The 12257-nt window shown below is 64.1% G+C and carries 7 protein-coding genes; 1 reads left to right on the plus strand and 6 read right to left on the minus strand.

Going from position 1 to position 12257, the window contains the following annotated elements:
• Nucleotides 1-4: 4 nt before the first annotated feature.
• Both ACYCVF_RS12050 and ACYCVF_RS12055 read right to left on the minus strand, forming a co-directional pair.
• On the minus strand, nucleotides 5-1396 hold the full coding sequence (locus tag ACYCVF_RS12050) for an efflux RND transporter periplasmic adaptor subunit (RefSeq protein WP_459595739.1): 1392 nt from the start codon (nucleotides 1394-1396) through the stop codon (nucleotides 5-7).
• A complete protein-coding gene (locus ACYCVF_RS12055; protein WP_459596454.1) occupies nucleotides 1386-2843 on the minus strand; it encodes an efflux transporter outer membrane subunit in 1458 nt (485 codons plus the stop codon). The genes ACYCVF_RS12050 and ACYCVF_RS12055 overlap by 11 nt, the downstream gene beginning before the upstream one ends.
• Before the next feature lie 750 nt (nucleotides 2844-3593).
• On the opposite strand from ACYCVF_RS12055, the gene ACYCVF_RS12060 reads away from it, so the two are divergent.
• Nucleotides 3594-4628: a cysteine synthase A gene (locus tag ACYCVF_RS12060; protein WP_459595740.1), complete on the plus strand. Its 1035-nt coding sequence runs from the start codon at nucleotides 3594-3596 to the stop codon at nucleotides 4626-4628.
• Between the two features lie 104 nt (nucleotides 4629-4732).
• On the opposite strand, the gene ACYCVF_RS12065 is transcribed toward ACYCVF_RS12060, so the two are convergent.
• From ACYCVF_RS12065 to ACYCVF_RS12080, 4 genes are all read right to left on the minus strand, one after another.
• Nucleotides 4733-5161, minus strand: coding sequence for a DUF805 domain-containing protein (locus ACYCVF_RS12065; protein WP_459595741.1), 429 nt, complete (start codon nucleotides 5159-5161; stop codon nucleotides 4733-4735).
• A 136-nt stretch (nucleotides 5162-5297) separates the two neighbouring features.
• On the minus strand, nucleotides 5298-7541 hold the full coding sequence (locus ACYCVF_RS12070) for an O-linked N-acetylglucosamine transferase, SPINDLY family protein (protein ID WP_459595742.1): 2244 nt from the start codon (nucleotides 7539-7541) through the stop codon (nucleotides 5298-5300).
• 106 nt (nucleotides 7542-7647) lie between these two features.
• Nucleotides 7648-9891, minus strand: a complete 2244-nt coding sequence (locus ACYCVF_RS12075) for an O-linked N-acetylglucosamine transferase, SPINDLY family protein (RefSeq protein WP_459595743.1) — start codon at nucleotides 9889-9891, stop codon at nucleotides 7648-7650.
• 118 nt (nucleotides 9892-10009) lie between these two features.
• The gene (locus tag ACYCVF_RS12080) at nucleotides 10010-12244 is read right to left on the minus strand and encodes an O-linked N-acetylglucosamine transferase family protein (protein ID WP_459595744.1); all 2235 of its coding nucleotides are present in this window, start codon (nucleotides 12242-12244) and stop codon (nucleotides 10010-10012) included.
• Nucleotides 12245-12257: the final 13 nt, after the last annotated feature.

The raw sequence follows: 12257 nt of genomic DNA on the forward strand, positions 1-12257 counted from the left end.
GGAATCATGGCTGCTTGGCTCCAGGTCCCGGTGCTCCAGGTCCCGGTGCCGGCCCGGTCTGTCCCTTCTGGTCGCCCTCGCTGCTCTTCCGCTTGGCGCGGAACTCGCCGTCCTTGCCTTGTCCGTCCTTTTGGCCGTCTTTGGCGCCATCCTTCTTCTGAGCGTCCGGCCCGCGCGAGCGTTTGCGCGGGGCGAGATCGGCCGACGGGGCCTGGTCGTCGCGGCCGACGATCACCTTGGAGCCGTCGGACAGGTTGGCAAAGCCAGTGGTGACGACCTTGTCGCTCGCCGACAGGCCGCTGGCGATCACTGCGTCATGCTCGTTCTGCTGGGTCACCGTCACGGGCTTGGCCGAGACGGTGTTGTCCTCGCCGATGACGTAGCTGAAGGTCCCGAGCGGGCCGCGCTGCACCGCCGAAGTCGGCACCACCAGCGCTTGCGTCAAGGTCTCGACCCTGAGGCGGACGTTGACGAACTGACCTGGCCAGAGCTGGTAATTGGCGTTCGGGAATTCTGCCTTGAGCTTGAGCGTGCCGGTGGTCTGGTCGACCTGGTTGTCGATGCCGGTGAGCTTGCCGGTGTCGATCACGGTGATGCCGTCATTGCCGAACACGTCGACCGCAAGCGGACCCTTCGCGGCCGCCGCGTTGACACGCATGATCTGCTGCTGCGGCAGGCTGAACCACACCGCGATCGGCTGCAATTGCGTGATCACCACGAGACCCGTGGTGTCGGAAGCGTGGATGATGTTGCCCTGGTCGACCTGGCGCAGGCCGGCGCGGCCCGAGATCGGCGCCACGATCTTGGTGTAGCTCAGCGTTGCCGCCGCGTTGTCGATCGCGGCCTGGTCGGCTTTCACCAGCGCTTCGGTCTGCGCCACCAGCGCGCGCTGGGTGTCGGCCTGCTGCTTGGAGCCGGCATTGGATGCGGCGAGCTGCTCATAACGGGCGAGATCGATGCGCTGGTTTGCAAGCTGGGCCTGGTCCTGCGCCTTCTTGGCCACGGCCTGGTCGTACTGCGCTTGGTAGATCGCCGGATCGATCTCGCCGAGCACATCGCCCTTCTTGACGTCCTGGCCCTCGGTGAAATTGACGGCGATCAGCTTGCCGTCGACCTGCGAGCGCACGGTCACGGTGTTGAGCGCGCGGATCGCCCCAACGCCGTCGAGATAAACCGGCACGTCCTGGATGCGCGGGCTCGCCGCCAGGACGGGCACCGGCAGGTCCGGCCGCTGGTTGCGGTTGTTGGCCTGTTGCTGATGGGTGGCAGTCCAGCCGAGATAACCCAGCCCGCCGAGAATGGCGAGCGTGACCAAGGTCATGACGAAGCCGCCGCCGCGCGATTTTTTCGCCGTCCCCTCCTCTACGCCCTGCTTCGTATCCGGCTTAAAGAGCATTGACCGGTTTCTCCATCCTCGGCTCCCAGCCGCCGCCTAGCGCCTGGTACAGGCTGACGATGGCGAGAAGCCGCGCGAGTTGGGCCTGCCACAGCGCGTCTTCCGCCTGGAACAGGGTCAGTTGGGTGTTGAGCACGGTCACGATGTCGGCGGTGCCGGCCCGCAATTGCTGCTCCGACAGATCGAAGGCGCGGCGCGAGGCGGCAACGACGTCGCGCTGCAATTGCAGCCTGATCGTGGTCTGCTTGATCGAGAACAGCGCATTGTCGACGTCGGCAAAGGCCTGGACGATCGTCTTGCGGTAGGTTTGCAGCAGCTCGTCCTGCCGCGCCTTGGCGAACTCGAAATTGCCGAGAATCCTGCCCCCGTCGAAGATCGGCTGCGTGGCGCTGCCGACGAGCTGGAAGAAGGCCGCGTGCGGCTGGAACAGCGAGACCAGTGCCGAGCTCTGATAACCGCCATTGCCGGTGAGCTGGATCGTCGGAAAGAACTGCGCGCGGGCATTGCCGATGTTCGCGGTGGCGGAGGCGAGCTGCGCCTCCTGGCGGCGGATGTCCGGTCGCTGCGTCAGCAGCTCCGATGGCAGACCGGGCGTCACGCGCGGGCTCGCGATCCGGTCCAGCGAGCCGCCGAGCACCCGCACGCTCTCAGGCGGCCGCGACACCAGCACGGCGAGCGCGTTGACGTTCTGGTCGAGCGTCTGGCGCAGCGGCGGCACCAGGGCCTTCTGGTTCGCAAGCACGCTCTCCTGCTGGGCGACATCGAGATCGGTGCCGGTGCCGGCCCTGCGGCGCTCCCTGACCGCATCGAGAATGCGCTGCGCGCTCGCGATGTTGCGCTGTGAGGTCCTGATGCGGTCCTGCGAAGCCAGCACCTGGAAATAGGCGTTGGCGACGGCCGCGAGCGTCGTCAGCGCGACCGTATCGCGATCGAAACGATTGGCGTTCGCGGTTTCCTCCGCCGTCTGCAGCGCGTCGCGGTTCTGGCCCCAGAAGTCGAGCTGATAGCTCGCACTCAGCGAGGCCGAATAGTTGACCACCTCGCGACCGCCGATGGACAGGCCCGAGGCGCTCGAGCCGGAGGTCCGCGAATAGGTTTCCGATCCCGCAGTCGACACGCTCGGCAGCAGCGCCGCGCCCGCCTGGCGCGCCTGGGCGTCGGCCTGGACGATGCGCGCGACAGCGGCGGCGATGTCGAGGTTGACGGTCTGCGCCTCCTCCATCAGCTGCGTCAGCTCCGCCGAGCGGAAGCCGCGCCACCAATCCAGCGACGGCGGCGCATCGCCCTTGCCCGCATACTTGTACTGCGTGGGAACGTCGAGCGCGGGATCGGGAAGGTCCTGGGTCAGCACGCAGGCACCCGAACCGGCGGCGAGGCACAACACCGCAATCCATCGCGTCGCACGCAACGCCTGGGATGCAGGACCGACAGACCGCCGCGCGGCGATCGAAGGAACTTCCTGTGTCACATCAGCCCCCGCCGGGGATCGAGCCGCCGCACAGCCGGATTAACCCATTCGCGGCGGGACGTTCGGGAGGCTTTGGACGACACGTTCACGGCGGTGGTGCTTTCTGCGGAACCTTAAGACTCATACTAGCCCGGCGCGGAACGGCGGGACAGTGCCGCAGTTGCGAGATACCTTTGCCGACAAGCCGGCAGCGAATTGACGGGAATGTAAAATGTGCCTGTCTCGCAGAGAGTTCTTGCATTACGAAACATCTCGAAATGCGATCAAGCTTACCAAGATTTCATGTGATATTGCTGCCACACCGGCTGTTGAACCCTTCAATCCGAGCGCAGTCTGCGGCTTCAGCACAGTCGCGCCCTCTAGCCATCTCACAACGCCGTCATTTGCCGACAATGAGGTCGTCCCATCCTGTCGATATGTCGTCGGCGTTCTACACGCCGTCCACGCTGCTCGATCTCGCCCCGTCCGGCCGGTAGCAAAAATCGATCGCAAGACCGCTGATCACCAGCGTTATCGTTTCGTGCCCTGACGGAGTTCGGTCGTTTTCTCCTACCGATGTCCCGCCTCGAGGCCAGGCGCATTATCGCCGGTCTCGCGTACCCCGCATATCACTGTTTGGTCGGGTGTTTCGGTCCGGCTCGCCGCGGCGCAAAAGCCTTCCCCTTTGGCTTCCCAAGCACTAGGTTCTGGCCAAACCTGATCAACCCCTTTGTAGTGATTTCCCCCGACATGACCATTCGAATCGACGTTGTCGAAGCCATCGGCAAAACCCCGCTGATCCAGCTGAAGCGCGCCTCGGAGCTGACCGGATGCACCATTCTCGGCAAGGCCGAGTTCATGAATCCGGGGCAGTCGGTCAAGGACCGCGCCGGCAAATGGATGATCCTCGAGGCGGAGAAGCGCGGCGAGCTCAAGCCTGGCGGTCTCGTGGTGGAGGCGACCGCCGGCAATACCGGCATCGGGCTTGCGGTGGTGGCGAGCGCACGCGGCTATCGTACCCTGATCGTGATCCCGGAAACGCAGAGCCAGGAAAAGAAGGACTTCCTGAAGCTGTGCGGCGCCGAGCTGATCGAGGTGCCGGCCCTGCCCTATGCCAATCCCAACAACTACCAGCATGTCGGCCGCCGGCTCGCCGACGAGCTGCGCAAGACCGAGCCCAATGGCGTGCTGTTCGCCGACCAGTGGAACAACCTCGACAACGCCAAGGCGCACTACGAATCCACCGGGCCCGAGATCTGGGAGCAGACTGGCGGCAAGGTCGACGGCTTCGTCTGCTCGGTCGGCAGCGGCGGCACGCTGGCCGGCGTCAGCCGTTACCTGAAGGAGAAGAACAGCAACGTTCGTATCGCTTGCGCCGATCCGCATGGCGCCGGCATGTACGAATATTTCAGGACCGGTGAAGCCAAGGCGACGCCGGGCGGCTCGATCACCGAGGGCATCGGCCTCAACCGGGCGACTGCGATCGTCGAGACAGCCAAGGTCGACGACGCATTTCTCATTCCCGACGTCGAAGCCGTCAGCGCGATCTACGAGCTGCTCCAGCACGAGGGCCTGTGCCTGGGCGGCTCGACCGGCGTCAATGTCGTCGGCGCCATGCGTCTTGCCAAGCAGCTCGGGCCCGGAAAGACGATCGTCACCGTGCTCTGCGATTCCGGCAGCCGCTATCAGTCGAAGCTGTTCAACGCGGACTTCATGCGCGCCAAGAATCTTCCTGTGCCGGAATGGCTGGAGAAGCGCAGCAACATCAAGCCGCCGTTCGTTTAGCTTGCAACGGCAGCTCTAAAGCATGATCCGGAAAAGTGCACAGCCTCTTTCCGAGATGATCAAACAACAACCCGAAGCGCGATGACGATCCATCGCATCGCGCTTTAGGCGTGGCGGTCGCCGCTCGGCCAGAACAACAGCGCCAGCGTCAGCACGAGATTGGCGATCCCGCCGAGGATCGTGCCGGTATGGTCCTGGCCGATCGCGTAGGCGGGAAACCTGGTCGCGGCGGCGTAGTCGACGATCATGAGTGCGATCCAGGCCGGGACCACGCAAACCGGGTCCCACCCGATGTCCCGAAAGCGCATCGAGTAGAGCGTGACGGTCGCCAGCGCGAAGAACACGATTGCTGCGATCATCCCCCAGCTCTTCAGGAGATCCGCTGGACGAACCTTGGCCGCCCCGACGTCATGCAGCACGGACATCGCGACCCCGAAGCAGATCGCGGTCATCACCACGGCAAGCACGATGCTGGCGAGGAAGAACTGCAAGCGTCCCAGGCGGGTATTGAGACCGAACACGAGGTCGAGCATTGGGCACCTTTTTGGTGCCATCTGCGCAGAGACAGCTTTCGAAGCCGTGAAGCTGGCCGTCGCGCGCCAACCCATGGTTTCCGGAGGGCTAAGCGGGTCCCGGCAATTCGCAGCTTTTGTCCCCCGGCGGGCAGGATCACGCGCCCTCGCTCTCCTTCGAAGCCGCGGCACAATGGTCGCGCCAGAACTGGCGATACGCCTCCTCGACCCTGCGCGCGTAGATCTCGACATTGCCCGCAGGCGAAGCTGCGATCCGAGCCGGCAGTTCCGCGCGCAGCTTCGCCATATGGGCGGGCTGCGCCGCAAATTTGCACGCGATCGCGGCATAGCCTTCGTCATCCTCGGCGACCCAGTCCTCGAGACCGACGGCAGCCATGATCGAGCCGCCGGCGCGCGACGAGGCGCCGTTGCCGAGCTTGGCGACGACGGGAACGCCGGCATAGAGCGATTCCCAGGTGCTGACGCCGCCGTTTTGCGGGAACGTATCGAGCGACACGTCGACATTCGCGAAGGCGCGCAGATGCTCCTGGCGCGGAGTCGAGCCCATGCAGGCGACGTTTTCCTCGGCGATCCCCTGTGCCACGAACCGCGCGACCAGGCTGTCGCGCAGCAAGGGGTCGTCAAGCAGAGTATGCTTGATGATGATCTTCGATCCGGGCACCGCGCGCATCACCTTCGACCACACCCGGATGGCCTCGTCCGAGATCTTGTAGATGCGGTTGAACACGCCGAAGGTCACGTAGCCGTTGCGGAGCATGGGAAGCTCCGAAGGCGGGATGTCCATGATGGGATCGATCGTGATCAGGCATGGTAGGTCATAGACCTTCTCGGCCAGCAAATGGCGCGCCGATTGCGGAATGAAGACCGGATCCGCGAGCACGTAATCCATGGTCTGAAGGCCGGTCCCCGTGGCGTGCCCGAAACCCGTGACCTGAATGGGCGCCGGCTTGCGGGCGAAGACAGGTAGCCTGTTGCCGGACGAATGCCCTGATACGTCGATCAGGATGTCGACCTTGTCGGCCTGGATACGGTCGGCCAGTTCATCGTCCGAAAGCTGCCAGGCATCGACCCAGACATCCGCATAGGAGTTGAATTCGGCGGTCATCTCATCTCGTCGCGGCGAGCACGAATAGCAGATGATCTCGAATTTGGCGTGATCGTGATGGCGCAGCACCGGTAACAGGGCGAACGCCGCCGAGTGGTACCAGAACTCGGCCGCGACATATCCGACCACGATCCGCCTGTCAGGATCGAACTGCCGGGGCACCTGCGTCCGTCGCGGCAACTTGGCGCCGATCGCGTCCCACCATGATTTTCGCGCGGCCTGCTGGACCGCGAAATCGGCGTCGGAGAGAAAGTCCAGGAAGAAAATCTTGCGCGCGATCAGGTCCGCATTGTCCGGCGCGATCGCCAGCGCGGCATCGAGATGCTCGATGGTGGATGCGATCTCGCCCTGGTTTGCGAAACAGGCGCTCAGCAGCGTCATCGCGATCGGGGAGCGTGGATTTTCGGCTAGCAGGATCTTGACGGCCGCAATCGCCTCGGCCGTGTTCCCCAACTGGATGCTGACCTGCGCCTTGCCCTGCAACGCAACCTCGAGCCTGGGCGAAAGCGCGAGCGCTGCATCGAAGTCCCCAGCCGCCTGCTCCAGTCGCGACAGCTCGAAATGCAGCCGGCCGCGGTGCGCCAGGGTCTTCGCCGAGCCCGGCCGGATCGCGAGCGCCGCTGCGAGCGCGGCTTCCGCCTCATCGTACTGCTTGAGGTCGATACAGACCACGCCTTTGCCGACGAGCGCTTCCGCGTGACGCGGCTGAAACACGAGCGCGCGCTCGAAACTTTGTTTGGCGCGATCAAACTGTCGCAGCGCCAACTCCGCCAGGCCGCGATTGCAGAGCGCATCGGCCAAGTCCGGCTTCAGCTTGATCGCCCGCTCGTACTGTTGGATCGCCTGCTCTGGGAGATCCAAGTGAAGCAGCGTATTGCCGAGATTGGTTAGCGCGAGGGGAGAATTCGGCTTCAGCGCGATGGCCTTCTCGTGGCACCGACGCGCATCCTCGAGGTTCCTGAGATCGAAATGCACGGCTCCGAGATGGCTATAGGCCTCGTGCGAACGAGGATCGAGCGCAATCGCGCGTTCGAGCAGCCGCAGGGCCTCCTCGAGGCGACGGCCGTTTTGCGCGCACAAGCCGAGCAGGTGCGTCGCATCGAAATGATCGGGAATGGCCTGCAGGATCTGACGGCAGAGCGCATCGGTCTCCGCATATCGGCCCTGGCCATAGGCATTCGCAGCAGCGGAGATGACCGCGTCCGCCTGCTTCTTCAATTTCTTCTGCAATCGCGCGTACTGAAATGCGCGCGCGCCGGCGCCGCTGCTCTGCAAAGGATTTTCTCCGGAGTATCGCCTGGAGAGAGTCTAGCTGATTCGCAGGCCGGGCCGGCCGGTCACCGGACCGGCATCGCCCCCGGGGCTTTCCGGTCCTGGGCGCCTACGCCACGTCGCCGCGTTCCGCGGCCGCGGCACAATAGTCGCGCCAGAAATGGCGATACCCCGCCTCGACCCTGCGCGTGTAAATCTCCACATTGCCTGCAGGCGAGGCTGCGATCCGAGCCGGCAGCTCCGCGCGCAGCTTCGCCAGATGGTCGGGCTGCGCCGCATATTTGCACGCGATCCCGACATAGCCCTCGTCGTCCTCCGCGACCCAGTCCTCAAGCCCTACCGCAGCCACGATCGAGCCGCCGGCGCGCGACGAGGCCCCATTGCCGAGCTTGGCGACGACGGGGACGCCGGCATAGAGCGATTCCCAGGTGCTGACGCCGCCATTCTGCGGAAACGTATCGAGCGAGATATCGACCTTCGCAAACGCGAGCAGATGTTCGTGGCGCGAGGTCGAGCCCATGCAGGTGATATTCTCTGCGGCGATGCCATGCGCCACGAACCGGGCGACCAGGCTGTCACGCAGCAACGGATCGTCAAGCAGTCCGTGCTTGATGATGATCTTCGATCCGGCCACCTCGCGCATCACGCTCGACCACACCCGGATGGCCTCGTCCGAGATCTTGTAGATGCGGTTGAACACGCCGAAGGTCACATGGCCATTGCGGACCATGGGCAGCTCTGACGGTGGGATATCCAGCACGGGCTCAATCGTGATCAGGCACGGCAGATCATGGACCTTCTCGGCCAGCAGATGGCGCGCCGATCGCGGAATGAAGACCGGGTCCGCGAGCACGTAGTCCATGGTCCGCAGGCCGGTCCCCGTGGCGTGTCCGAAACCCGTGACCTGGATGGGCGCGGGCTTCCTGGCGAAAACATGCAGCCTGTTGCCGGTCGTGTGCCCGGACACATCGATCAGGACGTCGACCTTGTCGGCCAGGATGCGGTCGGCCAGCTCGTCGTCCGAGAGCTGCCCCGCGTCGACCCAGACATCCGCCAAGGGCTTGAACTTGGCCGTCATCTCATCCGGCAAGGGCCAGCAGGAATAGCAGATGATCTCGAACCTGGCGTGATCATGATGGCGAAGTACCGGCAACAGCGTGAGCGCGGCCGAATGGTTCCTGAATTCGGACGCGACGTAGCCGACCACGATCCGCCTGTCGGGATCGAGCTCCCTGGGTGCCAAGGTTCTTTGCGGCAGCGTGGCGCCGATCGCGTCCCACCATGATTTTCGCGCGGCCTGCTGGACCGCGAAATCGGCCTCGGAAAGATAATCGAGCAGGAATATCTTCCGCTCGATCGCATCCGCATAGTCCGGCCTGAGCTTCAGCGCCGCGTCGAGATGCTCGAGCGCCGTCGTGATGTCGCCCTGGCTCGCATAGCACGAGGCCAGCAGCGCCATCCCGATTTCGGAACGCGGATTTTCCTCGAGCAAGGTCTTCACGGCCGCAATCGCCTGCGCCGTGTTCCCCAGGAGAATGTTGACTTGTGCCTTCCCGCGCAGCGCCAGCTCGAGCGTAGGCGATTGCGCCAGCGCTGCATCGAAATCCGCGGCGGCCCGCGGCAGCCGCGAGAGATCGAAGTTCAGCCGTCCGCGCTGGGCCAGCATCCTCGCCGAATTGGGTTTGATCGCCAGTCCCGCCGCGAGCGCGGCTTCGGCTTCGTCAAAGTGCCGGAGCTCGACGCTCACCATCCCCTTGCCGGCGATCGCTTCGGCGTGACGCGGCTGAAACAACAGGGCGCGATCGAAGCTCTCCTTGGCGCGATCGAACTGGCCCATCATCAGTTCGGCCATGCCGCGATTGCAGAACGCATCGGCATAGTCGGGCTTGAGCTTGATGGCGCGATCGTGCAGTTCGATTGCCTGCTCGGCGAGCTTCATGTGCAGCAAGGTATTGCCGAGATTGGTCAGCGCAAGCGGGAAATTCGGCTTCAGCGCGATGGCCCTCTCCTGGCACCTGCGGGCATCCGCGAATTTTTTCAGGTCGAAGTACACGGTCGCGAGGTTGCTGTGGGCTTCGTGCGAACGTGGATCGAGCGCAATCGCGTGCTCGAGCAGCTGTTGCGCCTCCGTCAGGCGGTGGCCGTCATGCGCGCACAGGCCCAGCAAATGCGTGGCATCGAAATGGTCCGGGAGCGCCTTCAGGATCTCGCGGCAAAGCGCCTCCGTCTCCGCATGTCTGCCCTGGCCATAGGCGGCGGCCGCGGCGGACATGATGGCGTCCGCTTGCTTCATCAGTTTCTTCTGCAATCGCGCGTTCTGGAACGCGCGCGCGCCGGCGCCGCTGCTCTGCAAGGTTGCTCTCCGAAGGATGGCCGCACGGAGAGTCTAGCTGATTCGTCGCCAAGACCGCTCCAGCGGCAAGGCTCCGTGATTTCCCGGTGCTCAGGGCAAGATCTGGCATCAGGCTACGCTACGTCCCCGCCTTCCGGGCGGCAGCACAATAGTCCCGCCAGAACTGGCGATACCCCGCCTCGACCTCGCGCGTGTAGCTCTCGACATTGCCGGCAGGCGAGGCTGCGATCTGGGCCGCCAGTTCTGCACGCAGCTTGGCCAGATGGACCGGCTGCGCCGCATATTTGCACGCGATCGCGGCGTAGCCGTCATCGTCCTCGGCCACCCAGTCTTCCAGACCGACGGCTGAAAGGATCGATCCTCCGGCGCGCGATGAGGCACCGTTGCCGAGCTTGGCCACGACGGGCACGCCGGCATAGAGCGATTCCCAGGTGCTGATGCCGCCGTTTTGCGGGAAGGTATCCAGCGAAATATCGACCTTCGCAAAGGCCCGCAGATGCTCATGGCGCGGGGTCGAGCCCATGCAGACGACGTTGTCTTCAGCGATACCATGTTCCACGAACCTCGCAATCAGGAGATCGCGCAGCATGGGATCGTCCAGCAATCCGTTCTTGATGATGATCTTCGATCCTGTCACCGCGCGCATCACCTTCGACCACACCCGGATGGCCTCGTCCGAGATCTTGAAGATGCGGTTGAACACGCCGAAAGTCACATAGCCGTTGCGGAGCATGGGAAGCTCCGAAGCTGGCACATCGAGGATGGGATCGATCGTGATCAGGCATGGCAGATCATAGACCTTCTCGGCCAGCAAATGGCGCGCCGCTTGCGGAATGAAGATGGGATCCGCGAGCACGTAGTCCATGGTCCGCAGGCCGGTCCCCGTGGCATGCCCGAACCCGGTGACCTGGATGGGCGCCGGCTTGCGGGCAAAGACATGAAGCCTGCTGCCGGTCGTATGCCCGGACACATCGATCAGGATATCGATCTCATCGGCCTGAACTCGGTCGGCCAGTTCGTCGTCCGAAAGCTGCGCGGCATCGACCCAGACGTCCGCGAGAGGCTTGAATCTCTCGGTCGTCTCGTCCTGCAACGGCCAGCAGGAATAGCAGACGATCTTGAACCTGGCGTGATCATGATGGCGCAGCACCGGCAACAGCGAATACGCTGCCGAGTGGCGCCTGAATTCGGACGCGACATAGCCGATGACGATCTGCCTGTCCGGATCGAGCTTGCGCGGTGGCAGTGTCCTTCGCGAAAGCTTGGCGCCGATCGCATCCCACCAGTATTTTCGTGCCGCCTGCTGCGCCACGAAATCGGCCTCAGGCAGATAATCCAGCACGAAAATCCTGTATCCGATCGCCTCCGGAAAGTCCGGCGCGATCTCCAGTGCCGCGTCGAGATGCGCCAGCGCCGTCGCGATGTCTCCCTGGTTCACATGGCAAGCAGCCAGAAGCGCCAATCCCATCTCCGATCGTGGATTGAGCTCGAGCAGCGTCTTGACGCCCGCCATCGCTTGCGCCGTATTCCCCACGAGAATGTCGATCTGCGCCCGCCAGCACAGCGCGAGCTCGAGCCGAGGCGATTGCGCCAGCACTGCATCGAGGTCCGCCGCCGCCTGCTCCAGCCGGGACCGACTCAGATTGAGCCGCGCGCGCTGCAGTAGAATCCGCGGCGAACCCGGCTTGATGGCGAGCGCTGCGTCGAAGGCGACCGCCGCCTCCTCGAAATGCCGCAGCTCGAGGCTCATCATACCCTTGCCGGCAATCGCTTCCGCGTGACACGGCTGCAATGTCAGGGCGCGATCGAAGCTCTCTTTGGCGCGCTCGAACTGGCTGGTCGTCAATTCCGCCATGCCGCGGTTGCAAAATGCGTCGGCATAGTCCGGCCGCAGCCTGATTGCGCGCTCATGCAACCTGATCGCCTCTTCGCCCAGACCGATATGCAGCAACGTATTGCCGAGATTTGTCAGGGTGATCGGACAATCCGGCTTCAGCGCAATGGCCTTCTCCTGGCATGCGCGGGCGTTCTTGAACTTCTCGAGCGCGAAATATACAGCCCCGAGATTGCCATGCGCATCGGGGGAACGCGGATCGAGCGCGGCCGCCCGCTCAAGCAGGAATTCCGCTTCATCGAGCCGCCCGCCATCCAACGCGCGCAGACCGAGCAGGTGCGTGGCGTGGAAATGATCCGGGACCTCCTTCAAGATCTCGCGGCAGATTGTCTCTGCCTCGGCAAGTCTGCCCTGCCAGAGGGCCTCGATCGCGAAGGCCATGACGGCGTCCGCCTGCTTCTTCAGCTTCTTTTCCAGTCGGGCGTTCTGGTATGCGCGCGCGCCGGCACTGCTCTGCAAGATCTCTCTCCGG

The sequence above is a fragment of the Bradyrhizobium cedriense genome, from assembly GCF_054602315.1.